We start from the raw sequence: 23,927 nt of genomic DNA on the forward strand, positions 1-23,927 counted from the left end.
ACATCGCCCTGCTGCCCTTCGTCCGACAGTTCGCTCATGTTGATCGCGAGTGGTTTGCGCAGACCCCTTATGTGCGCTTACAAGCCTGGTTGCAGCGCTTGCTCGAATCCGAGCTGTTCACCTCGATCATGAAGAAGTAATCCGATGTAGGAGCTGCCGAAGGCTGCGATCTTTTGATCTGATCGTTCCCACGCTTTGCGTGGGCACGATCTTCGTCAGGCCAGGGCGTTACACATGCCCAGCGCCATGCAATCCACTTCAAACGGCCCGAGAAAATCCACCGCGACCTTGACCGGTGGATTGCCGGCCATCAGCCCCAGCGTGTTGGCGCGTTCAATGTTGTGCGCGATGTTGTGGTTGGCCTCTATGGCCCGGGCCAAACCGCCCACCGAGCCCTGGCCAAACCCCAACAGTGAGGCGCCGTTGGTCATCAGCGCGAGGCTGGCGATGACCCAGAGTCTGTAGCCTTTCATGCGCCGCCGACTCCTGCGAGTTCAGCCCTGTCGACCATCGCGCTTTGCGAGCGCAGTTCGAACTGGATGCCGGGGTGGGCGACGTCGATCGGGGCGTCGAAGCTGTGTTCCATCTGCGCGCCGATGCTGACGAACAGCACCACGGCCAAGTACAGACCGATGGCCAGGTAGGCGCCGCGTTTGGCGGAAGTGAGGATTGCGCTGGCCATGGTGTTCTCCGTGGGCAAAGGTTTCGATGGCCACAGAATCAATCAAAAAAGCCGAAGCAACCACTCAGGGTTTGCAATGATGAATATCAGCTTCGTTGATTATTTACCTGCTCTATTCCCTCGCTTGAAGAAACCTATGACCAAATGCCACGCATACGTGTAGGAGCTGCCGAAGGCTGCGATCTTTTGATTTTGCTTATGAAAAACAAGATCAAAAGATCGCAGCCTTCGGCAGCTCCTACAGGAGAACGGTGCGCTCAGGCTTGGGTTTTGTGATCCAGCGCGGCGTAGAAGTTGGCGCTTTGTTGCAGGTATTTCTGGGTGTAGCTCTGGGTGTGGGATTTTTTGCTGGCGATTTCGACGTTGGCACCGGCTGGCAATACCACGGTGGCAGAAATGGCGGAAGCGGCGATGACGGAAAAGAGATTGAAATTCATGGCGGTAACCCTCGTGTTCGTTTGCTTGGTTTGCCCGGTCGGGCTGTGAAGCAAACGTAACGCTCGAGGGTTGCTCGCTTGAAATCTTTTGTAGCATTAGCCGTTATCAGTGCAATTAATACAACGATGCAGGCCCCGTAGACCGGGGCCTGTGGCTTATTGTCGCACCAGGAATTTCAGATCGCTTGGCGCGTCCATCGGCAGTTTTTGCACGGTTTTGCCCAGCAGACCGGTCTTGGCATCGCGTTCGACGACGACAATCTGGTTGCTCTTCTGGTTGGCAATCAAGACGAATTTACCGCTCGGATCGAGGGCAAACTCGCGCGGGTGATCACCTTCGACCGAGCGCTTTTGCAGCTCTTTGAGCTGACCGGTCGCACGATCAATGCTGAACACTACGAGCTGATTGGCCGTGCCGCGATTGCTCACGTAGAGAAACTTGCCGTCAGCCGAAGCATGCAGCGCCGCGCCGGCCTTGTCCGAGGTTGGCTGGCCCGCCGCGAGATCGACCAGTTGCGTCTGGGTCAGTACGCCGTCCTTGTAGTCGAACACCGCAACCTGCGCGCTCATCTCCATGGTCAGCCAAGCGTGTTTGCCATCAGCGCTGAACAGCAGATGACGCGGGCCACTACCGGCCGGCAAGGCTACCGAGGCAGTTTTCGCCGGGGTTAGCGGCAAGTGCGGGTTGGCCTTCGGGTCGTATTGATAGATGAAAACCTTGTCCGCGCCCAAGTCATTGGAGAACACATAGCGCCCGTCCGGCGAAGACACCGTCGAGTGCACGTGATTCGAGGCCTGACGCTCAGGATTGACCCGGCTGGCCGGGTGGCCGCTCATCTGCACCACGGGTTTCAGCTGGCCGTCGGCATCGACCGGCAATACCGCCAGGGTGCCGCCCGGATCTTCCATCACCGAGTAGTTGCTGACGAACAGGTGTTTGGCATCAGCGCTGAGGCTGGAATGGGTAGGCTCGTTGCCCAGGCTCTGCACCTGATTGATCAGGCTCAGCGCATGGGTCTTCGGGTCGATGGCGAAGCTGCTGACACGGCCGACCGGGTCAGTCTGGCCCGGGCCGTTTTCGTTGACCACGAACAAACGCTTCTGGTCTTTCGAGAGGGTCAGCCACGAAGGGTTTTCGGTCTTGACCACTTGCAGCGGCTTGGCGTCGATCTGGCCGGTGGCGCTGTCGAACTGCATGCGGTAGATGCCCTGGCTGGAACCGGCAGTGTAGGAACCGACCAGCAACTGCAAGGTGTCGGCAGAGGCACTGGAAAGCCCCATCGCGCCGACGCTGCCGGCCATCAGCAAAGGCCAGAAGTTACGCATTTTCATTATTGTCATCCTCATCGTCGCTGCTGCTGACTACGTCGCCGAGGCACACCAGACGATGCTCGCCCGTGGTCTTGGTGTCGCTGGCGTAACCGACGATCAGCCAGCTCTGCAGCGTCTCATCGAACGTCGCCGCCGCAACCTGCGCCGGGGTGAATTCCCAGTGTTTGGCTTCACGGCCATCGATGCATTCGATGTGCAGGTTATCGTCCTCGTCGAGGGCGAATTCGAAGGCGTGCAGGCCATCGATTTCGACCATACCGCAGTGTTCGAGGGCGTTGAGAAGGGTTTGGGCAGTCATGGCAAACAGTCTTTCTAGGGGGGAAAGGGCCAATGATAGCCCAATGTGATCCAGAGGCCCCTGCTGGAACCTCTGTGGGAGCGAGCCTGCTCGCGAAGGCGGTGTGCCAGCTAACAAATAACTGGCTGATATTCCGCGTTCGCGAGCAGGCTCGCTCCCACAGGGGACATCGGCTTGGCTTTAGATCGCCTCACGCGATGGCTTGCCATCCACCAGACGCTGAATCCGCAGCGGGTTGGCGTTTTTCAGTGGTTCGGGCAGCAAGCTGTCCGGGTAGTTCTGGAAGCACACCGGGCGCAGGAAGCGATCGATCGCCAGCGTGCCCACTGACGTGCCGCGCGCATCGGACGTCGCCGGGTACGGCCCACCGTGCACCATCGAATCGCACACCTCGACACCGGTCGGATAACCGTTGAGCAGGATGCGCCCGACTTTCTGTTCCAGCAGCGGCGTCAGCTCGGCGAATTGCTCGAAATCAGACGGCTCACCGATGATCGTCGCGGTCAATTGACCGTGCAGGCCGTGCAGCGCCGCGCTCAGTTGTGCCTGATCGGCCACTTCGACGATTACTGTGGTCGGGCCGAACACTTCTTCCTGCAGCACTTCGTCACCGTTGATCAACAGGCTGACATCAGCCTTGAACAACTGCGGCTGCGCCTGATTGCCCTGCTGCGGATTACCGGCCAGATGCTCGATGCCGCTGTGCGCCAGGAGCTTTTCCAGGCCTTTGCCATAGCTGCCGAGGGTGCCGGCGTTGAGCATGGTTTGCGCCGGTTGATCACCGATTGCAGCGGCGACTTGTTGGACAAACGCGCTGAACTGCGGCGAGCGAATACCGATGACCAGACCCGGGTTGGTGCAGAACTGACCGCAACCCTGAACCACCGAAGCGGTGAGGTCACGCGCGACGGTTTCCGAACGTGTGGCCAGTGCTTGCGGCAAAACGATCACCGGGTTGATGCTCGACATCTCGGCGAACACCGGGATCGGTTGCGGACGTGCGGCAGCCATGTCGCACAAGGCGCGACCGCCCTTCAGCGAACCGGTGAAACCAACGGCCTGAATCGCCGGATGCTTGACCAGCCATTCACCGACGCCGCCACCGTAGATCATGTTGAACACGCCAGCGGGCATACCGGTTTTTTCTGCGGCACGAATGATCGCGTCGGCGACCAGTTCAGCGGTGGCCATGTGGCCGCTGTGGGCCTTGAACACTACCGGGCAACCGGCGGCCAGTGCTGCTGCGGTATCGCCACCGGCAGTGGAGAACGCCAGCGGGAAGTTGCTGGCACCAAACACGGCGACCGGGCCGAGGCCGATGCGGTACTGACGCAGATCCGGACGTGGCAGCGGCTGACGATCCGGCAATGCCTGATCGATCCGCGCGCCGTAGAAATCACCGCGACGCAGGACTTTGGCGAACAGACGCATCTGCCCGCTGGTGCGACCGCGCTCGCCCTGAATGCGTCCGGCCGGCAGCGCGGTTTCGCGGCAGACCACAACAACGAAATCATCGCCAAGCGCATCCAGTTCATCCGCGACCGCGTCAAGGAACTGCGCGCGACGTTCGGCGCTGAGGCTGCGATAGGTCGGGTAAGCCGCCGCGGCGGCCTTGGCGGCGGCGTCGACTTCTTCGGCCGTGGCCTGAATGAAATCGTGCGGCAGGGCCTCGCCAGTGCTGGCGTCGACCGAGTGCAGTTTGACGCTGCCGGCGGCGCTGCGCTGACCGCCGATGTAGTTGTGACCGAGAATCTGAGTCATGGGATCTCCTTAAAGGGTGCCGATGCTGTCCGGTTCAAAAGCCGCTTTGACCGGTGCGATACCGTTGACCAGCGCAGCGCCGAAGTCGGCCTGGCTGATCTCGAACGTGTCGCCCGGCTGGGTGCGGATGCCGTCGGCAAACGACAGGGTCGCAGTGCCGAAAAAGTGAATGTGCACGTCGCCCGGACGCAGGAACTGACTGTATTTGAAGTGGTGGTACTCGAGGTTCGCCAGGCTGTGGCACATGTTGGCCTCGCCGCTGAGGAACTCGTTCTGCCAGAGCACTTCGCCGTCACGCAGGATTCGGCTGGTGCCGGCAAGGTGTTGAGGCAATTCACCGGTGCGAAGTTCCGGGCCATAACTGCAACTGCGCAATTTCGAGTGCGCGAGGTACAGGTAATTCTTGCGCTCCATGACGTGGTCGGAGAACTCGTTACCGACGGCGAAACCGAGGCGATACGGCTTGCCATCGTTGCCGATGACATACAGGCCGGCCATCTCCGGCTCTTCGCCGGCGTCTTCGGCGAACGGCGGCAGCGGGAACGGCTGCCCCGGACGCACGACAATGCTGCCGTCGCCCTTGTAGAACCACTCTGGTTGCACGCCGGCCTGCCCCGCCGCCGGTTTGCCGCCCTCCACGCCCCATTTGAAAATGCGCATGGTGTCGGTCATCGCCGCTTCATCGCCGGCCTGCTGGTGCATCTTGTCCCGCGCCGAAGCACTGCCCAGATGGGTCAGACCAGTACCGCTGACCAGCATGTGTGCCGGGTCCGGGTGATCCAGTGGCGGCAGGATGCGCAGGTCTTTGAGCAACTGCGCGTAGTCGTGGCTGGCACCGAGGCCGAGGCTTTGCACTTGCTGCTCAAGGGAGCTGCCGGCCTCGATTGCAGCCAGGGCCAGATCACGGACACTGCGGGCGTCCTCGACTTCGCGGACCTGACCGTTGTCGACCACGCCGACACGGCGCTCGCCGTTGGGTAATTCGAATTGAACCAGATGCATGATTTTCTCCTGTTCCATCAAAAACGCCGCCATCCCCTGTGGGAGCGAGCTTGCTCGCGAAAGCGGTGTACCAGTCACCAGCAGTGTTGAATGTGATGGCCTCTTCGCGAGCAGGCTCGCTCCCACAGGGGCCAGTGTTGGTCAGTCAGGTTCGGGTCGCGCCACGGGCGCTGGCGGCGAACTGGTCGACGGGCAGCACGTGCTTGCGTTCGAGCACGCGGTAGACGATGCCGGTCAGAATCAGCCCGAACACCATCACGCCCGAGAGGAAGTACAACCCCGAAGCCAGATTGCCGGTGTATTCCTTCAACGCGCCGATCACGAACGGCCCGATATACCCGCCCAAATTGCCCACCGAGTTGATCAAGGCAATCCCCGCCGCGGCACTCGCGCCAGCAAAGAAGCGCCCCGGCAAGGTCCAGAACACCGCGGTGCACGAGAACAACGCGAACGCCACCAGACACAGTGCCGCCAGTTGCGCCGCCGGCAGCGACAGCCAGGCACTGAGGAACAGGCCCAGCGCACCGAGCACATAAAGCACCGCCAAGTGGCCGTAGCGATCATTCAAACGGTCGGAGCTGCGCGGAATGATCAGCAGGCCGATGATCCCGAAAATGTATGGCACCGAAGAGACGAACCCGGTGACCAGATCGCTGCCGCCGAACTGTTTGATCAAGGTCGGCAGCCACAGGCCCAGACCATAAATGCTCAGGGTCACCGGCAGATAGAACAGCGCCAGCAGCAACACGCGCTTGTCTTTCAGCGCATGCAGCGGATTGCCGTGACGGGTCTGGCCGTACTCCTGCAAGTCCTTTTTCAGTTCGCCGGTCAGCCAGTCTTTTTCCGCCTGATCCATCCACTTCACTTGCTGCGGGCCGTCCGGCAGCCAGCGCAGGACCGGCCAGGTCAGCAGGATCGCCGGGGTGCCGATGACGATGAACAGCCACTGCCAGCCGTGCAGGCCGAGGATGCCGTCCATGCCCAGCAAACCGCCGGACACGGGACCGGTGATCATCATCGCAATGGGTTGCGAAAGGATGAACAGGCCGAGGATCTTGCCGCGATGGCGCACCGGGAACCATTGGGTGATGTAGTACAGCACGCCAGGGAAGAAGCCCGCCTCGGCCGCGCCGAGCAGAAAGCGCATCACATAGAAGCTGTGCGGCCCTTGCACGAAGGCCATGCCGATGGTGATCGCGCCCCAGGTGATCATGATTCGTGCGAACCAGCGCCGCGCGCCGAAGCGTTCGAGCATCAGGTTGCTGGGAATCTCGAGAAGAAAATAGCCGATAAAAAACAGCCCGGCACCGAGGCCATAGGCGGCGTCGCCGATGCCGATGTCGGCGCCCATGTGCAGCTTGGCGAAGCCGACGGCGGAGCGATCCACATAGGCGATCAGGTACAGCAGGATCAGGAAGGGAATCAGTTTCAGTGTGATGCGCCGGACAAGCCGCAATTCCTGGCTCATGAGATCGGTCTCCGATTGTTGTTTTTATAGAACCTCGGGGGACGCCTCTCGCCAAAACAGCCAGGGCCATCCCTCCGTCGAAAACGACTATATAGTAATACTAATTACCCAACAACACTTCCAAAGCGCGGATTTTGAGCTTAGATTAAGCGTCAGCTCGCAAACAATAGTCTTACAATAAGAGAATCGATCATGTCTGATAAGAAACCCACCCTGCGCTCCGCCCAATGGTTTGGCACGGCCGACAAGAACGGCTTCATGTACCGCAGCTGGATGAAGAATCAGGGCATCGCCGACCACCAGTTCCACGGCAAGCCGATCATCGGCATCTGTAACACCTGGTCGGAACTGACTCCGTGCAACGCGCACTTCCGCCAGATCGCGGAGCACGTCAAACGCGGGGTGATCGAGGCCGGTGGTTTTCCGGTGGAATTCCCGGTGTTCTCCAACGGCGAATCGAACCTGCGCCCGACCGCCATGCTCACCCGCAACCTGGCGAGCATGGACGTTGAAGAAGCGATTCGCGGCAACCCGATCGACGGCGTAGTGCTGCTCACCGGTTGCGACAAAACCACTCCAGCACTGCTGATGGGCGCGGCCAGTTGCGACGTGCCGGCCATCGTCGTCACCGGCGGGCCGATGCTCAACGGCAAGCACAAAGGCAAGGACATCGGTTCCGGCACCGTGGTCTGGCAGCTCAGCGAACAGGTCAAGGCCGGCACCATCACCATCGATGACTTCCTCGCGGCCGAGGGCGGCATGTCGCGTTCGGCGGGCACCTGCAACACCATGGGCACCGCGTCGACCATGGCCTGCATGGCGGAAGCGCTGGGCACTTCGCTGCCGCACAACGCGGCGATTCCGGCCGTCGATGCGCGCCGTTATGTGCTGGCGCACATGTCCGGCATGCGTGCGGTGGAGATGGTGCGTGAAGACCTGAAACTGTCGAAGATCCTCACCAAGGAAGCCTTCGAAAACGCTATTCGTGTCAACGCTGCCATCGGCGGTTCGACCAATGCCGTGATCCACTTGAAAGCGATCGCCGGGCGCATCGGCGTCGAGCTCGATCTGGACGACTGGACCCGCATCGGTCGCGGCATGCCGACCATCGTCGACCTGCAACCGTCCGGGCGTTTCCTGATGGAAGAGTTCTACTACGCCGGTGGCTTGCCAGCGGTGCTGCGCCGCCTGGGTGAAGCCAATCTGATCCCCAACCCGAATGCACTGACGGTCAACGGCAAATCCATCGGCGAGAACACCAAGGACGCGCCGATCTACGGCGAAGACCAAGTGATCCGCACCCTCGACAATCCGATTCGCGCTGACGGTGGCATCTGCGTGTTGCGCGGCAATCTGGCGCCACTGGGCGCGGTGCTCAAGCCGTCCGCCGCTAGCGCTGAACTGATGCAGCATCGCGGTCGCGCGGTGGTGTTCGAGAACTTCGACATGTACAAGGCGCGGATCAATGATCCGGAGCTGGACGTCGATAAGAATTCGATTCTGGTCATGAAGAACTGCGGGCCGAAGGGTTATCCGGGCATGGCCGAAGTCGGCAACATGGGCTTGCCGGCCAAGCTGTTGGCAGAAGGGGTGACCGACATGGTGCGCATTTCCGATGCACGGATGAGCGGTACGGCGTATGGCACAGTGGTTTTGCACGTTGCCCCGGAAGCCGCAGCGGGCGGGCCTTTGGCGGCGGTAAAGGAAGGCGACTGGATCGAACTCGATTGCGCAAGCGGCCGTCTGCATCTGGACATTCCGGATGCTGAACTGGCCGCGCGCATGGCCGACCTGCAAGCACCGCAGCAGTTGCTGGTGGGCGGTTATCGTCAGCTATACATCGATCACGTGCTGCAGGCGGATCAGGGTTGCGACTTTGACTTCCTCGTCGGTTGCCGAGGCGCTGAGGTTCCGCGTCACTCTCACTAAAAGCGCAATTCCCCGGTGGGAGCGAGCCTGCTCGCGAAGAGGGAGTGTCAGTCGACATCTATTTGACTGATATGCCGCCTTCGCGAGCAGGCTCGCTCCCACAGTTGCTTTTGCGTATCGCCTCAAATCTGTGCCGTGCCTGCTATGATGCGCGGCATCTCCATCGCTCAGGATCGCGCCACTCCCCATGGATTACCGCAAACCTTCCGACCGTAAAAGCATGCATTCGCGCATCGTCCAGGAACTGGGCATGCAGATCGTCTCCGGACGCTTTTTGCCCGACGACAAACTGCCCGCCGAAGCCCTGCTTTGCGAGGAGTACGCGGTCAGTCGGCCGGTGTTGCGCGAAGCGACTCGAGTGCTGGTGGCCAAGGGGCTGGTGTATTCCAAACCGCGCGTCGGCACAGTGGTCAAGGCCCGCCGCGAATGGCACATGCTCGACCCGGACGTGCTGCACTGGCTGATGCAGAGCAGCCCACAGAATGAATTCTTCAACGTGCTGACCAGCGTGCGCAGCATCATCGAACCGGCAGCCGCCGCCCTCGCCGCCCAGCATGCAACCGATGCCGACATCGCCGCGATCAACGAAGCCTACCAACGCATGGAAGCCGCGCCGACCCCGGAAGCGCTGTTGCAACCGGACCTGGACTTCCACAGCCGCATCGCCGATGCGACGCACAACGACCTGCTGGCGAACCTGTGCAACATGTTGGCGGTAGCGATTGCCGAGGCGTTGAAGCATTCCAATCAACGTCCGAATCTGCATGAACTGGCGTTGCCGAGGCACAAGGCGATTCTGACGGCGATCGAGAATCGCGATGCGCTGGGTGCTCGGCATGCGACGCTGGTGCAGTTGGATGATGCGCGCAGTGCGTTGAGTGTGGTGCTTGGAGCTGAACTCACTTAATGCTTGAGACTGCTTGCCCTCACCCTAGCCCTCTCCCAGAGGTAGAGGGGACCGATTGGGGGATATTCGTGATCTACGCCGACTTGAACGATTTGCTTTGAATCCATAACCGACTCGACATCTCCAGTCGAACGATTTGCTGTGTCCATAATCGACTGGCATCTCGGGGCGAACGCTTTGCTTTGGATCCATAATCGACCCGGTCTTTCAGGTCGGTGGATGGCGAAAGACACCGCGGTCAGTCCCCTCTCCCTCCGGGAGAGGGCTAGGGTGAGGGGCTCTTGATCTTGAAGCACAAAAAAAGCCGCAACCCCTCAAGGTTGCGGCTTTGTCGTTTCAGCCTGTCAGATCAGTGGGCAAACAGCGAATTGCCCTTCTGCCCCGCCAGCTTCTCAGGCTTGATCAGGAACTTCGCCAGCGCCGGCAGCAGCCACAGCGCGCCGAACATGTTCCACAGCAGCATGAAGGTCAGCATCAGGCCCATGTCGGCCTGGAACTTGATCGCCGAGAAGATCCAGGTGCACACGCCGATCGCCAGGCACAGGCCGGTGAACAGCACCGCTTTACCGGTGGACTTCAGCGTCTGGTAATAGGCTTCCTGCAACGGTAGCCCGGCACGCAGGAAACTTTCCAGGCGGCTGTAGATGTAGATGCCGTAGTCCACACCAATCCCCACGCCCAGCGCCACCACCGGCAGCGTCGCGACTTTCACACCGATACCCATGAACGCCATCAGTGCGTTGCCGAGTACCGAGGTCAGCACCAGCGGCAGGACAATACACAAGGTCGCGGCCCACGAGCGGAAGGTGATCATGCACATCACCGCCACGCAGATATACACCAGAATCAGGATGGTCAGCTCAGCCTGTTTGATGACTTCGTTGGTGGCTGCTTCGATCCCGGCGTTACCGGCAGCGAGGATGAATTCCAGGCCGTCCTTGTTGTTTTCCTTGGCGAACTCCTGCACCGCGTTGACCGCACGATCGAGGGTCTCAGCTTTGTGATCGTTGAGGAACACCAGCACTGGCGCCAGCGAGCAGCTGTTGTTGTACAGGCCATCGGCGCGGGCGATTGAGTTGTTCAGTACGTCCGGGTTGCGCGACAGGGTTTCCCATTTCAGGTTGCCCTCGTTCATGCCCTTGATCATCTGCTTGGACACGGTCACCAGCGAGATCGCCGACTGTACGCCTTCGGTGTTCTGCATCTTCCACATCAGCTGATCGATCGGCGCCATGGCTTCGTAGCGCGAGCAGCCTTCGGCCTTGGTCTTGACCATCACCACCAGCACGTCGGAGCTGGTCGAGTAGTTGCTGATGATGAAGTTGTTGTCCTTGTTGTAGCGCGAGTCCGGACGCAGTTCCGGCGCGCCCTGGTCGAGGTCGCCGATTTTCAGGTTCTGGCTGTACCAGAGGCCGCCACCGAAGGCGATCAGGGCCAGCGCTACCGAAATCGGCGCGACTTTCGGGCTGGCGAAGTTCGACAGCAGGCGCCAGAACGGATGCTCGCGGTTGGCGTCCTTCTTGCTCTTGGCAATCGCGCGCTTGCTGATGCCGACATAGGAAATCGCCACCGGCAGCAGGATCAGGTTGGTGAACACGATCACCGCAACGCCGATAGACGCGCCGATCGCCAGTTCACGGATCACGCCGATGTCGATGATCAGCAGGGTAATGAAGCCCACCGCATCGGCCAGAATCGCGATCATCCCCGGCAGGAACAACTGGCGGAAGGTGCGTCGTGCAGCCGTGAGGGCGTTATCGGCCTCGCTGGATTGCAGGGCGATACCGTTGATCTTCTGCACACCGTGGGAAATGCCGATGGCGAAAATAAGGAACGGCACCAGCATCGAATACGGGTCGAGGCCGAAGCCGAAGAAGTGCATCAATCCGAGTTGCCAGACCACCGCCACCAGCGTCGTGCTCAACACCGCGATGGTGCTGCGCAGGCAGTTGGTGAACCACAGCAGCAGGATCAGGGTGATGACAAAGGCGACACCGAAGAACAGCACCACCATCACCAGACCGTCGATCAGGTCACCGACTTTCTTGGCGAAACCGACGATGTGGATCTTGATGTTGGGGTTCTGCGCTTCGAACTTGTTGCGGATCTTGTCTTCGAGTTCATGGGAGAACTGGCGATAGTCCAGCGCCAGCAACTTGCCCTGATCCTGCGGGTCCGGATAGGCCTCGAGCAGCGGGATGTCGACGATGCTCGACTTGAAATCGTTGGCCACCAGACGCCCGACCTGGCCGGACTTGAGCACGTTGTTGCGCAGCAGATCGAGGCTGTCCTGGGAGCCGTTGTAGCTCTGCGGAATCACTTCACCGCCGGCGAAACCCTCTTCGGTTACTTCGGTCCAGCGTACGCTCGGGCTCCACAGCGATTTGAGGCCGGAACGATCGACGCCGGAAATGTAGAACACTTCGTCGTTGATCTGGCGCAGGGTCTCCATGTACTCCTTGGAGAAGATGTCGCCGTCGGTGGCTTCCACCGAAATACGCACGGTGTTGCCGAGGTTCGCCAGATCGTTGCGGTGCTCCATCATCTTTTCGATGAAGGGATGCTGCAGCGGGATCATTTTTTCAAAACTGGTCGACGGCCGAATCAGCGTTGCCTGCCAGAACAGGAAAATGCTCACCACCAGGCAGATCAGGATCACGGCCGGACGGTTGTTGAAGATCAGGCGCTCGAGAACCGTCGCCTTTTCCTGCTGAGGAGTGATCAAGGAAGTCATAGCCCCGCCTTCTTGTTATTGGTCTCGGCACCGTTTGGCTGGGTGATGTGCAAGCCACCCTGCCCGGTCAGAACCAGGTTGCCGTTGCCGGCGGCGGTGACCGACGACAGCGAAATGCGATCCGGACGGTTGAACACGCTGAAGGTTTCGCCGTTGTCGCTGCTGCTGATCACCGAGCCGCCGTTGCCGACGATGACGATCGAGCCGTCTTCCAGCAGCGTGCCGCCGGACAGGCCGAACTCCAGCGCACCGCGTGCGGCTTTGAGTTCGACCTGCTCCCAGTTGCTGCCGAAATCAGTGGAGCGATAAAGGTTGCCGCGCAAGCCGTACGCCAGCAGGGTCTGCGGCTGCGCCGTGCCGATCACGCCGAACAGCGAACCTTCGTACGGGCCTTCAAGCTTTTCCCAGGTCTGGCCGTCATCGGCGGAGCGGAACATGCTGCCGGACTCGCCAACGATGAACAGCCCGGCGTCTTTCACGGCGGCGATGGCGTTCAGGTGGAACTGGTCTTCGTTGTCGAGGCGATCGCTGACGTCTTCCCAGTTCTTGCCGCCGTCGGTGGTTTCCAGCAGCGTGCCGTAGGCGCCCACGGCAAAGCCGTTGCTGGCGTCCTTGAACCAGACGTCGAGCAGCGGCGATTCACGTTTGAGGTCTTCGAATTGCTTGGTCCAGGTCAGACCGCCGTCTGCACTGGCGAGAATCTGCGCGTCGTGGCCCACGGCCCAGCCGTTTTTGTCGTCGACGAAATACACGGCGGTGAGCAGTTGCCGGGTCGGCACCTTGGCCTGGGTCCAGGTCTTGCCCTGGTCATCGGAATAGACGATGTGCCCGCGATCGCCGACCGCGACAAGACGCGCGCCAGCGTGGACGACATCAAGAATCAGGCTTTTTGCGGCCTTGGCCGATTCGGTGGCATAGACCACGTCAGCCGGGGCCTCGGCGGCAATCACAGGTGCCGATAACGTGGCAAAGCCCAGCAGTGAGAGTGCTGTGGCCAGCAACGCGGTGTTGCGTAACGCCGGCGGGCGGCAACGACTCATAGACCTTCCCCTATTTATTATTGTTGGGCCATCGGGCCTTCAAGGGCGCCGCAAGGGTGCTCGGCTAGTGGCAGATCAGAAGCATCATCCTGAAACCCGCAATCCAGAGCCCCTTCGGAAGCTGGCTCATCCTATCGGGCTTTGCAAATGTCTGACAATCGGCGCCGCGTTATCTTTTGTTAACCGAAAGCGGCCCTCTGTAACCCATCATTTTCCCTGTGGGAGCGAGCTTGCTCGCGAAAGCGGTGTATCAGTCACCCTGTTTATTGGCTGACCCACCGCTTTCGCGAGCAGGCTCGCTCCCACAGGGTTTGTGGTGATGGGTGGTTTCGCGCCAAAGGCTGAATGCGCAGCCATTCGTAGGATGGATGACGCAATTGTCGCTGCGGGGACTTGCAGGATCGGTATTATGGTATACCATCAGACGCACAGACACTCTCAATCCCCCAACGGAGCAGCTCATGAGTTTCGAAATTCGCAAGATCGTCAGCTATGTCGAAGAAACCTTCATCGAAGGCGGCAAAGCCACTGACAAGCCAGTGACCATGGTCGGCCTCGCCGTGGTGATGAAGAACCCGTGGGTGGGCAACGGTTTTGTCGAAGACCTCAAACCGCAGATCCGCGCCAACTGCTCCGACCTCGGCGCAATGATGGTCGAACGCCTGGTCGGCATTATCGGCGGTGCCGAGAAGATCGAGGCCTACGGCAAAGCGGCCGTAGTCGGCGCTGATGGCGAAATCGAGCACGCGTCGGCGGTGATCCACACCCTGCGCTTCGGCAACCACTATCGCGAAGCAGTGAAAGCCAAGAGCTACCTGAGCTTCACCAACAAGCGCGGCGGCCCTGGCACTTCGATTCAGATCCCGATGATGCACAAGGACGACGAAGGCCTGCGTTCGCACTACATCACCCTGGAAATGCAGATCGAAGACGCGCCGCGTGCCGACGAAATCGTCGTCGTGCTGGGTTGCGCCGACGGTGGCCGCCTGCACCCGCGCATCGGCAACCGCTACATCGATCTGGAAGAACTGGCCGCCGAAAAAGCCCAGTAATCACAACAAGAAAGGCATTGCAGGAGCGCTCCATGATTCGGCTCACCGCTGAACTCACCCCGGCTGGCACCAGTTACCTGGCGACCGGCCAAGGCCAGCCCGTGGTCTTGATCCACGGCGTGGGCCTGAACAAAGAAATGTGGGGCGGGCAGATTGTCGGCCTCGCCAGCCAATACCAGGTGATCGCCTACGACATGCTCGGCCACGGCGCCAGCCCGCGCCCGGCCAGCGGCACCGACCTGCTCGGTTACGCCGATCAGTTGCTCGAGCTGCTCGATCACTTGAACGTGCCGCAGGCAGCGGTGATCGGTTTCTCCATGGGCGGTCTGGTCGCGCGGGCCTTCGCCCTGCATTACCCGGAGCGCCTGCAAAGTCTGGTGGTGTTGAACAGTGTGTTCAACCGCAGCGAAGAACAGCGTGCCGGCGTGATTGCGCGCACTGCGCAGGCTGCCGAACACGGCCCGGACGCCAATGCCGAAGCCGCCCTGTCACGCTGGTTCAGCCGTGAATATCAGGCGGCCAATCCGGCGCAGATCGCCGCGTTGCGCCAGACCTTGGCCAACAACGATCCGCAGGGCTACCTGACCACCTACGAATTGTTCGCCACCCAGGACATGTACCGCGCCGACGACCTGAGCAGCATTCAGGCACCGACGCTGATCGCCACCGGCGAACTCGACCCCGGCTCGACCCCGGAAATGGCCGAGCAACTGGCCCGGCGCATCCCCGGTGCGAAGGTTGCCGTGCTGCCCGAGCAACGGCATATGATGCCGGTAGAGTCGCCGCGTCTGGTCAACCAGATGCTGCTGCAATTTCTCGAATTCGCACACTCCCGACAAAACCATATAAAGGGGATCGTTGCATGACACTCGCACGCTTCCAGATGTGCATCGGCGGAGACTGGGTTGACGCCCTCTCCGGCAAGACCTTCGAAAGCCTCAACCCGGCCTCCGCGCAGGCCTGGGCGGAACTGCCCGACGCCGATGAAGCGGACGTCGAACGCGCCGTGCTAGCAGCGCAAACTGCTTTTGACAGCCCGGCGTGGCGCGGCCTGACCGCCACCGCGCGAGGCAAACTGCTGCGCCGCCTCGGTGATCTGATCGCAGAAAACAAGGAACACCTGGCGCAGCTGGAAAGCCGCGACAACGGCAAGCTGATCCGCGAAACCCGTGGCCAGGTCAGCTATCTGCCGGAGTTCTTCCACTACACCGCAGGCCTCGCTGACAAACTGGAAGGCGGCACCCTGCCGCTGGACAAGCCTGACCTGTTTGCCTACACCGTGCACGAAGCCATGGGTGTGGTCGCCGCGATCATTCCGTGGAACAGCCCGCTGTACCTGACCGCAATCAAACTGGCCCCGGCCCTCGCCGCTGGTAACACCATAGTGATCAAGCCGTCCGAGCACGCCTCGGCGACCATTCTCGAGCTCGCACGCTTGGCCCTCGAAGCCGGGATTCCGCCGGGCGTGGTCAACGTCGTTACCGGTTACGGCCCGAGCACCGGCGCCGCCCTCACCCGCCATCCGCTGATCCGCAAGATCGCCTTCACCGGCGGCGCGGCCACGGCGCGGCATGTAGTGCGCAGCAGCGCCGAGAACTTCGCCAAGCTTTCGCTGGAGCTGGGCGGCAAGTCACCAAACATCATTTTCGCCGACGCCGATCTCGACAGCGCGATCAACGGTGCGATTGCCGGCATCTACGCGGCGTCCGGGCAGAGTTGCGTGTCCGGTTCGCGCTTGCTGGTGCAGGACGAAATCTACGACGAATTCGTCAACCGTCTGGTCGAGCGCGCCCAGCGCATCCGCATCGGCAACCCGCAGGAAGACAATAGCGAGATGGGTCCGATGGCCACCGCGCAGCAACTGGCAGTGGTCGAAGGTCTGGTCGCCGATGCCATCGCTGAAGGCGCGCGTTTGCGCACCGGCGGCAAGCGCCCGGCGGATCTCGGTGAAGGCTGGTTCTACGAGCCGACGCTGTTCGAATGCGATCGCAATTCGATGAAGATCATGCAGGAAGAAGTGTTCGGCCCGGTGGCTTCGGTGATTCGTTTTAAAGACGAAGCCGAAGCGCTGGCGATCGCCAACGACTCGCAGTTCGGCCTCGCTGCCGGCATCTGGACCCGCGATCTGGGCCGCGCCCATCGTCTGGCGCGCGATGTGCGCTCGGGGATCATCTGGGTCAACACTTACCGTGCGGTGTCGGCGATGGCGCCGATCGGCGGCTTCAAGAACAGTGGCTATGGACGCGAAAGCGGCATCGATTCGGTGCTGGCCTACACCGAACTGAAAACGGTGTGGATCAACCTCTCCCAGGCGCCAATGCCTGATCCGTTTGTGATGCGCTAGGAGTCCTGAGAAATGATCGAACCCGGCATTTACAAAGACGTCATGAGCTCGTTCCCGTCCGGCGTCACGGTGGTCACCACCCTCGACCCGGACGGCGGCATCGTCGGCATCACCGCCAGCGCGTTCAGCGCGCTGTCGATCGACCCGGCGCTGGTGCTGTTCTGCCCCAACTATGCGTCCGACACCTACCCGGTGCTGCGCGACAGCAAGAAATTCGCTATCCATTTGCTCTCCGCCGAGCAGACCGCCGAAGCCTATGCGTTCGCCGGCAAGGGCAAGGAAAAGGCCAAGGGCATCGAGTGGCATTTGAGCGATTTGGGCAACCCGATTCTGGCCAAGGCCACGGCGATCATCGAGTGCGAGTTGTGGCGTGAATACGACGGCGGCGATCACGCGATCATTGTCGGCGCAGTGAAGAACCTGATCCTGCCCGAGCAACCGGTGACGCCGATGATTTATCACAAGGGCAAGTTGGGCGCGTTGCCAACGCTGGCCTGACAGCCAGACACGATTGCCAATGTGGGAGCGAGCCTGCTCGCGAAAGCGGTCGATCATTCAAAATTTGCATCGACTGACACGACGCCTTCGCGAGCAGGCTCGCTCCCACAGGGAACACCTGTGGATTGGAGGAATGATGAGTAACGAGAAGTATGAAAAAGGTCTGAAAATCCGCACCCAGGTATTGGGTGAAGCCTACGTGCAACGCTCGATCGAGAACGCCGATGATTTCACCCGCCCGCTGCAGGAAATGGTCACCGAGTACTGCTGGGGCCATGTCTGGGGGCGCGAGGGTTTGTCGCTCAAAGAGCGCAGCATGATCAACCTGGCAATGATCTCGGCGCTCAACCGCCCGCATGAACTCAAGCTGCATGTGCGTGGCGCCTTGCGTAACGGCCTGAGTCGTGAGCAAATACGCGAAATTCTGCTTCAGGTCGGCATTTATTGCGGCGTTCCGGCGGCCGTGGACAGTTTCCGGCTGGCCCGTGAAGCCTTTGCCGAAGCCGACGCCGAGGCCTCCAGTTAACCCTCGGCTGTTTTGATGCCCGTCTGGCATGGACAGCCAAGCTCAAGAGCGGACCCCATGAAACGCCAGCCACTCGACGACAGCTTCAAGGTCAATCGCAACCCCGTTACCCTGCGCGAAATCGTGCTGGACAAACTGCGTAGCGCGATCATGAATTTCCAGCTCATGCCAGGTGATCGTCTGGTCGAACGCGACCTCTGCGATCGCCTCGGCGTCAGCCGCACTTCGGTGCGCGAAGCTCTGCGCCACCTTGAATCCGAAGGTCTGGTCGAATTCGCCGACGCCAAAGGCCCGCGCGTAGCCATCATCACCCTCGACGACGCCGTCGATATCTACGAACTGCGTTGTGTGCTCGAAGGCCTGATCGTCCAGCTGTTCACCCTGCGCGCCAAAGCCAAGGACATCAAAGCCCTGGAAAAAGCCCTCGATGACAACCGCAAAGCGTTGAAGGACGGCGAGCTGCAACAGGTCATCGACTCGGTGCAGGGCTTCTACGACGTGCTGCTCGAAGGCTCGGGCAACCATGTCGCCGCCACGCAATTGCGTCAGTTGCAGGCGCGCATCAGCTATCTACGCGCGACCTCGGTCTCCCAGGAAAACCGACGCGGCGCGAGTAATCACGAGATGGAAAAAATGGTCGAGGCGATCAAGAGCGGCGATCCGCTGGCGGCGCATCAGGCCTGTGTCGATCACGTCCGCGCGGCCGCCGCCGTGGCCCTCGATTACCTCAAGCGCAAGCAGGAAGAGACAGGCGTCGCCGTCAAAGGCACCCCGGCGATCACCCTGCCGATCGCGCTGAAAGAACCCCGCATAGGTCAATGACATGTTCAGCCCGAGCTTTTGCCCGAAATGCGGTGGCCCTGACCTCAGTCAGCAGACGCCGCCGGGCGATACGCACGAGCGCCTGATGTGCCGCGGCTGCGGCTATATCCACTACGTCAATCCGAAGATCATCGCCGGCTGCATCATCGAGCAGGACGGCAAATACCTCTTGTGCCAACGGGCGATTCCCCCGCGCCCCGGCACCTGGACGCTGCCGGCCGGTTTCATGGAAAGCGGTGAGACCACCGAACAGGCGGCGCTGCGCGAAGTCTGGGAAGAAAGCGGCGTGCGCGCGGAAATCGTCTCGCCGTATTCGATCTTCAGCGTGCCGAAGATCAGCGAGGTGTACATCATCTTCCGTGCCATCGCCCTGGAAATCACCGGGCAGTACGGGCCGGAGACCATGGATTACAAGTTCTTCGCCCCGGAAGACATTCCTTGGGAGCAGATCTATTACCCGGCGATCCGGCAGATTCTCGAGCGCTATATCGAAGAGCGCCAGGCGGGGGTTTACGGGATTTACATGGGCAATGATGACAGCGGCAAGATTCATTTCATGCGCTGACATTTGCCTGAACACAAAACCTGTGGGAGCGAGCCTGCTCGCGAAGGCGTCGTGTCAGTCAATACAAATGTTGAATGTTCGAACGCATTCGCGAGCAGGCTCGCTCCCACAGGATGGTGGTGTGGCTCAGTTCGGGGCAACGCCCTCGACGATGATGATCTCCGCCTTCGCCCATTCCTCGCGATAACTCTTCGCCTCCTGATACGCCGCCGAGTGGTAGCACGCCACGGCTGTTTCGTAGCTTTCAAACTCGATGATCACGGTGCGCTGTGGCGTCTGCCGTCCTTCCAGCGCTTCGCTGCGCCCGCCTCTGGCCAGAAACTTGCCGCCGAAAGCAGCAATCGCCTGCGGGGTGCGCTGGGTGTATTGGCTGTAGTGCTCGGCATTGGCTATATCCACATGTGCAATCCAGTACGCCTTCATAGTGACCTCTTTGTTGATTTTGTATTATGGTATACCAATATATTTCCAACGAACCCTGAGAGTCCAGCATGGCCTTCAACAGCATCGAAGAAATCATCGAAGATTATCGCCTCGGCAAAATGGTCCTGCTGGTCGATGACGAAGACCGCGAGAACGAAGGCGACCTGCTGCTGGCCGCTGATCGTTGCACACCGGAGGCTATCAGCTTCATGGCCCGCGAGGCACGCGGGCTGATCTGCCTGACCCTGACCGACGAACATTGTCAGCGTCTGGGCCTGGAGCAAATGGTACCCGCCAACGGCAGTGTGTTCAGCACTGCATTCACCGTGTCGATCGAAGCGGCGATTGGCGTGACTACCGGCATTTCTGCCGCCGACCGGGCCTGCACCGTTGCCGCCGCCGTCGCGCCGAATGCCCGCGCCGAAGACCTGGTGCAGCCCGGCCACATCTTCCCGCTGCGCGCCAAGGAAGGTGGCGTGCTGACCCGCGCCGGGCACACCGAGGCCGGTTGCGATCTGGCGCGTCTGGCCGGTTTCACCCCGGCCTCGGTGATTGTCGAAGTGATGAACGACGACGGCACCATGGCGCGCCGCCCGGATCTGGAGCAGTTCGCGCGCAAGCACGGGATCAAGATTGGCACCATTGCCGACCTGATCCACTATCGCCTAAGCACCGAGCACACCATCGAACGCATCGGTGAACGTGAGCTGCCGACGGTGCATGGCACGTTCCGTTTGATCACTTTCGAGGATCGCATCGAAGGCGGCGTGCACATGGCGATGGTCATGGGCGACTTGCGCCGTGAAGAGCCGACGCTGGTGCGTGTGCATGTGATCGATCCGCTGCGCGACCTGGTCGGCGCCGAGTACAGCGGGCCAACGAACTGGACTCTGTGGGCGGCGCTGCAACGGGTCGCGGCGGAAGGTCATGGGGTTGTGGTGGTGCTGGCCAATCATGAATCGTCGCAGGCGTTGCTCGAACGCGTGCCGCAGCTGACCCAGCCGCCACGGCAGTTCAGCCGTTCGCAATCGCGGATTTATTCCGAGGTCGGGACGGGGGCGCAGATTCTGCAGAACCTTGGGGTGGGCAAGTTGCGCCACCTCGGCCCACCGCTGAAGTATGCGGGGTTGACCGGGTATGACCTTGAGGTGGTTGAGAGCATTCCGTTCACTGAATGACGCCGCCCTCACCCCAGCCCTCTCCCAGAGGGAGAGGGAGCCGACCGCGTTGACCGGTCGCTATACATCGACCTGAGATACCGAGTCGAACTCAAATTTTGAACAGCACAAGAATCGGCTCCCTTTCCCCCTCTCCCATTGGGAGAGGGCTGGGGTGAGGGGCTGGATCTCACATTCACAAAATATCTCAGGCCGAACGCCTCAAAAAAACCAACCTGCCAGATAACCGGTAAGGCAAAGTGCTTGCACAAAGTTTGGAATACCATAATATGATATTCCATAGACCGGACGAACCAAAAAACCGTCCAGCTACTGCTCCCGACAGGCGGGCAACAACGCAAGGCCCGCTCAAAAACACAACAATGAGGGCGTGAACATGGTGTTGAACAAAGCTGCAACCGCGATCTTTTTCGCGGGACTGCTCAGCGTTACCGGCCAGGCTGCAATGGCTGCCGAAAGCGTGAATTTTGTCAGTTGGGGCGGTAGCACCCAGGATGCGCAGAAACAGGCCTGGGCCGATCCGTTCAGCAAGGCCAGCGGCATCACCGTCGTCCAGGACGGCCCCACCGACTACGGCAAACTCAAGGCCATGGTCGAAAGCGGCAACGTGCAGTGGGACGTGGTCGATGTCGAAGCCGATTTCGCCTTGCGCGCCGCTGCCGAAGGCCTGCTCGAACCCCTCGACTTCAAAGTCATTCAACGCGACAAAATCGACCCGCGCTTCGTCAGCGACCACGGCGTCGGCTCGTTCTTCTTCTCCTTCGTCCTCAGCTACAACGAGGGCAAGCTCGGCGCCAACAAGCCGCAGGACTGGAGCGCGCTGTTCGACACCAAGACCTACCCCGGCAAACGCGCCCTGTACAAATGGCCAAGCCCCGGCGTGCTCGAACTGGCGCTGCTGGCCGACGGCGTTGCGGCTGACAAGCTCTACCCGCTGGATCTGGATCGCGCCTTCAAGAAACTCGACACCATCAAGAAAGACATCGTCTGGTGGGGCGGCGGCGCGCAGTCGCAGCAACTGCTGGCGTCCGGCGAAGCGAGCATGGGCCAGTTCTGGAACGGTCGGGTGCACGCTTTGCAGGAAGACGGCGCACCGGTCGGCGTGAGCTGGAAACAGAACCTGGTCATGGCCGACATTCTGGTCATCCCAAAAGGCTCGAAAAACAAGGACGCGGCGATGAAGTTCCTCGCCAATGCCAGCAGCGCCAAAGGCCAGGCCGACTTCTCCAACCTGACCGCCTACGCGCCGGTCAACCTCGACAGTGTGGAGCGTCTGGATTCGACGCTGGCCCCCAACCTGCCGACGGCTTACGCCAAGGATCAGATCACCCTTGATTTCGCTTACTGGGCCAAGAACGGTCCGGCTATCGCGACACGGTGGAACGAATGGCTGGTCAAATGAAAATTGCGGCCACTGCGCCCCGTCCTTCCACTGCCACCGGGAGCGCCGCCGGCGCTGCCGGTTCGGCTTTCAAGCAACGCTGGCGCGGCGCCGGCAACCTCGTCCCGGCGCTGCTGTTCCTCGGCCTGTTCTTTCTCGCGCCGTTGATTGGCCTGCTGCTGCGCGGTGTGCTGGAACCTGTGCCGGGTCTCGGCAACTACGAACAGTTGTTCGCCAACTCGGCCTATGCGCGGGTGCTGCTCAACACCTTTTCGGTGGCCGGGCTGGTGACGCTGTTCAGCCTGCTGCTGGGCTTTCCGCTGGCCTGGGCGATCACCCTGGTGCCGCGCGGCTGGGGGCGCTGGATCCTCAACATCGTGCTGCTGTCGATGTGGACCAGCCTGCTCGCCCGCACCTATTCGTGGCTGGTGTTGCTGCAAGCCTCGGGCGTGATCAACAAGGCGCTGATGGCGCTGGGCATCATCGATCAGCCGCTGGAAATGGTGCACAACCTGACCGGCGTGGTGATCGGCATGAGCTACATCATGATCCCGTTCATCGTGCTGCCGTTGCAGGCGACCATGCAGGCCATCGACCCGATGATCCTGCAGGCCGGCTCGATCTGCGGCGCCAGTCCGTGGACCAACTTCTTCCGGGTGTTCCTGCCGCTGTGCCGGCCGGGTCTGGCGTCCGGCGGTTTGATGGTGTTCGTGATGTCGCTCGGTTACTACGTCACCCCGGCGCTGCTCGGCGGGGCGCAGAACATGATGCTGCCGGAGTTCATCATTCAGCAGGTGCAATCGTTCCTCAACTGGGGCCTGGCCAGTGCCGGCGCCGCGTTGCTGATCGCAATCACCCTGGTGCTGTTCTACTTCTACCTGAAGCTTCAACCGGAATCCCCGGTTGGCGCCAGTAACGCGAGGTAAGCCGACATGCTCCTGACCCCAAATGCCATGAGCCGGCGCATGCGTTTCGGCCTCTACGCCACGACTGGGCTGATCGGTCTGTTCCTGCTGTTGCCGATCGTATTCATCGTGCTGCTGTCGTTCGGCTCCTCGCAGTGGCTGGTGTTCCCGCCACCGGGCTGGACGCTGAAATGGTACGGCCAGTTCTTCTCCAACCCGGACTGGATGAACGCCGCTGCGGCCAGCCTCAAGGTCGCCGTGCTGACCACGATCTGCGCCGTGGCCCTCGGTTTACCGACCGCGTTTGCGCTGGTGCGCGGGCGTTTTCCCGGCCGCGAGATGCTCTACGGCCTGTTCACCCTGCCGATGATCGTGCCGCTGGTGATCATCGCCGTGGCGGTGTACGCGCTGTTTCTCAAGCTCGGCTACACCGGGACGATGTTCGCTTTCGTCGTCAGCCACGTGATCGTCGCGCTGCCGTTCACCATCATCTCGATCATCAACTCGCTGAAGCTGTTCGATCAGTCGATTGAAGACGCGGCGGTGATTTGCGGTGCCTCGCGCTTGCAAGCGGTGTTCAAGGTGACGTTCCCGGCGATTCGTCCGGGCATGGTCGCCGGCGCCCTCTTCGCCTTCCTCGTTT

24 protein-coding genes and 1 pseudogene are annotated in these 23,927 nt (G+C 61.0%); 14 read left to right on the forward strand and 11 right to left on the reverse strand.

Annotation, left to right across the window (positions count from 1 at the left end; all coding sequences use genetic code 11):
* Positions 1-140 (forward strand): annotated as a pseudogene (locus D6877_RS29925) (glutathione S-transferase); the annotation flags it as partial.
* A 75-nt stretch (positions 141-215) separates the two neighbouring features.
* On the opposite strand, the gene D6877_RS14590 reads toward D6877_RS29925, so the two are convergent.
* The 8 genes from D6877_RS14590 to D6877_RS14635 form a co-directional block, all read right to left on the reverse strand.
* Entirely contained in the window at positions 216-473 is a 258-nt protein-coding gene (locus D6877_RS14590) for a hypothetical protein (RefSeq protein WP_039763921.1), read from the reverse strand.
* Positions 470-682: a hypothetical protein gene (locus tag D6877_RS14595; RefSeq protein ID WP_039763920.1), complete on the reverse strand. Its 213-nt coding sequence runs from the start codon at positions 680-682 to the stop codon at positions 470-472. The genes D6877_RS14590 and D6877_RS14595 overlap by 4 nt, the downstream gene beginning before the upstream one ends.
* Positions 683-939: 257 nt before the next feature.
* The gene (locus D6877_RS14605; protein WP_016775003.1) at positions 940-1,119 is read right to left on the reverse strand and encodes a hypothetical protein; all 180 of its coding nucleotides are present in this window, start codon (positions 1,117-1,119) and stop codon (positions 940-942) included.
* A gap of 156 nt (positions 1,120-1,275) precedes the next feature.
* A complete protein-coding gene (locus D6877_RS14610; RefSeq protein WP_130911252.1) occupies positions 1,276-2,451 on the reverse strand; it encodes a lactonase family protein in 1,176 nt (391 codons plus the stop codon).
* The gene (locus tag D6877_RS14615) at positions 2,438-2,749 is read right to left on the reverse strand and encodes a DUF5629 family protein (protein ID WP_130911253.1); all 312 of its coding nucleotides are present in this window, start codon (positions 2,747-2,749) and stop codon (positions 2,438-2,440) included. The genes D6877_RS14610 and D6877_RS14615 overlap by 14 nt, the downstream gene beginning before the upstream one ends.
* 180 nt (positions 2,750-2,929) lie before the next feature.
* On the reverse strand, positions 2,930-4,510 hold the full coding sequence (locus D6877_RS14620; RefSeq protein WP_130911254.1) for an aldehyde dehydrogenase (NADP(+)): 1,581 nt from the start codon (positions 4,508-4,510) through the stop codon (positions 2,930-2,932).
* A gap of 9 nt (positions 4,511-4,519) precedes the next feature.
* Positions 4,520-5,512, reverse strand: coding sequence for an AraD1 family protein (gene araD1 / locus D6877_RS14625; RefSeq protein WP_130911255.1), 993 nt, complete (start codon positions 5,510-5,512; stop codon positions 4,520-4,522).
* Positions 5,513-5,657: 145 nt separating this feature from the next.
* Positions 5,658-6,980, reverse strand: coding sequence for an MFS transporter (locus D6877_RS14635; RefSeq protein ID WP_130911257.1), 1,323 nt, complete (start codon positions 6,978-6,980; stop codon positions 5,658-5,660).
* A gap of 192 nt (positions 6,981-7,172) precedes the next feature.
* On the opposite strand from D6877_RS14635, the gene D6877_RS14640 reads away from it, so the two are divergent.
* Positions 7,173-8,909, forward strand: coding sequence for an IlvD/Edd family dehydratase (locus D6877_RS14640; protein WP_130911258.1), 1,737 nt, complete (start codon positions 7,173-7,175; stop codon positions 8,907-8,909).
* A gap of 187 nt (positions 8,910-9,096) precedes the next feature.
* The gene (locus tag D6877_RS14645; RefSeq protein ID WP_016775009.1) at positions 9,097-9,816 is read left to right on the forward strand and encodes a FadR/GntR family transcriptional regulator; all 720 of its coding nucleotides are present in this window, start codon (positions 9,097-9,099) and stop codon (positions 9,814-9,816) included.
* Between the two features lie 349 nt (positions 9,817-10,165).
* Here D6877_RS14645 and D6877_RS14650 read toward each other — a convergent pair whose 3' ends face one another.
* Together D6877_RS14650 and D6877_RS14655 are read right to left on the reverse strand one after the other, a co-directional pair.
* The gene (locus tag D6877_RS14650) at positions 10,166-12,550 is read right to left on the reverse strand and encodes an RND family transporter (protein ID WP_024013186.1); all 2,385 of its coding nucleotides are present in this window, start codon (positions 12,548-12,550) and stop codon (positions 10,166-10,168) included.
* Positions 12,547-13,590, reverse strand: a complete 1,044-nt coding sequence (locus D6877_RS14655; RefSeq protein ID WP_130911259.1) for a YCF48-related protein — start codon at positions 13,588-13,590, stop codon at positions 12,547-12,549. Before D6877_RS14655 ends, D6877_RS14650 begins: the two co-directional genes overlap by 4 nt.
* Positions 13,591-14,051: 461 nt before the next feature.
* On the opposite strand from D6877_RS14655, the gene D6877_RS14660 reads away from it, so the two are divergent.
* From D6877_RS14660 to D6877_RS14695, 7 genes are all read left to right on the forward strand, one after another.
* A complete protein-coding gene (locus D6877_RS14660; protein ID WP_007968626.1) occupies positions 14,052-14,642 on the forward strand; it encodes an amino acid synthesis family protein in 591 nt (196 codons plus the stop codon).
* A 32-nt stretch (positions 14,643-14,674) separates the two neighbouring features.
* Positions 14,675-15,508: an alpha/beta fold hydrolase gene (locus tag D6877_RS14665; protein WP_130911260.1), complete on the forward strand. Its 834-nt coding sequence runs from the start codon at positions 14,675-14,677 to the stop codon at positions 15,506-15,508.
* On the forward strand, positions 15,505-16,986 hold the full coding sequence (locus D6877_RS14670) for an aldehyde dehydrogenase (RefSeq protein ID WP_130911261.1): 1,482 nt from the start codon (positions 15,505-15,507) through the stop codon (positions 16,984-16,986). The genes D6877_RS14665 and D6877_RS14670 overlap by 4 nt, the downstream gene beginning before the upstream one ends.
* Before the next feature lie 12 nt (positions 16,987-16,998).
* A complete protein-coding gene (locus D6877_RS14675) occupies positions 16,999-17,484 on the forward strand; it encodes a flavin reductase family protein (protein ID WP_122507915.1) in 486 nt (161 codons plus the stop codon).
* A 136-nt stretch (positions 17,485-17,620) separates the two neighbouring features.
* Complete coding sequence (locus D6877_RS14685) at positions 17,621-18,010, forward strand: carboxymuconolactone decarboxylase family protein (protein ID WP_007968634.1); 390 nt, start codon at positions 17,621-17,623, stop codon at positions 18,008-18,010.
* A gap of 57 nt (positions 18,011-18,067) precedes the next feature.
* Positions 18,068-18,832: a GntR family transcriptional regulator gene (locus tag D6877_RS14690; RefSeq protein ID WP_016775014.1), complete on the forward strand. Its 765-nt coding sequence runs from the start codon at positions 18,068-18,070 to the stop codon at positions 18,830-18,832.
* A 1-nt stretch (position 18,833) separates the two neighbouring features.
* Positions 18,834-19,397 carry an NUDIX hydrolase gene (locus D6877_RS14695; RefSeq protein ID WP_130911263.1) on the forward strand — a complete coding sequence of 188 codons (564 nt, stop codon included), beginning with the start codon at positions 18,834-18,836 and terminating at the stop codon, positions 19,395-19,397.
* 126 nt (positions 19,398-19,523) lie between these two features.
* Here D6877_RS14695 and D6877_RS14705 read toward each other — a convergent pair whose 3' ends face one another.
* Positions 19,524-19,820: a DUF1330 domain-containing protein gene (locus D6877_RS14705; protein ID WP_130911265.1), complete on the reverse strand. Its 297-nt coding sequence runs from the start codon at positions 19,818-19,820 to the stop codon at positions 19,524-19,526.
* A gap of 68 nt (positions 19,821-19,888) precedes the next feature.
* Here D6877_RS14705 and ribBA point away from each other — a divergent pair, with 68 nt between their 5' ends.
* The 4 genes from ribBA to D6877_RS14725 form a co-directional block, all read left to right on the forward strand.
* Positions 19,889-20,998 (forward strand): bifunctional 3,4-dihydroxy-2-butanone-4-phosphate synthase/GTP cyclohydrolase II, encoded by a 1,110-nt coding sequence (ribBA, locus tag D6877_RS14710; protein ID WP_130911266.1) that lies wholly within the window; start codon positions 19,889-19,891, stop codon positions 20,996-20,998.
* Between the two features lie 376 nt (positions 20,999-21,374).
* A complete protein-coding gene (locus tag D6877_RS14715) occupies positions 21,375-22,400 on the forward strand; it encodes an ABC transporter substrate-binding protein (RefSeq protein WP_130911267.1) in 1,026 nt (341 codons plus the stop codon).
* Entirely contained in the window at positions 22,397-23,305 is a 909-nt protein-coding gene (locus D6877_RS14720) for an ABC transporter permease (RefSeq protein WP_024013193.1), read from the forward strand. The genes D6877_RS14715 and D6877_RS14720 overlap by 4 nt, the downstream gene beginning before the upstream one ends.
* A 6-nt stretch (positions 23,306-23,311) precedes the next feature.
* The coding region (locus D6877_RS14725) for an ABC transporter permease (protein ID WP_130911268.1) at positions 23,312-23,927 on the forward strand (616 nt) is incomplete at its 3' end.

It is taken from the genome of Pseudomonas sp. Sample_9, assembly GCF_004307535.1.
Taxonomy (GTDB): Bacteria; Pseudomonadota; Gammaproteobacteria; order Pseudomonadales; family Pseudomonadaceae; genus Aquipseudomonas; species Aquipseudomonas mercuritolerans.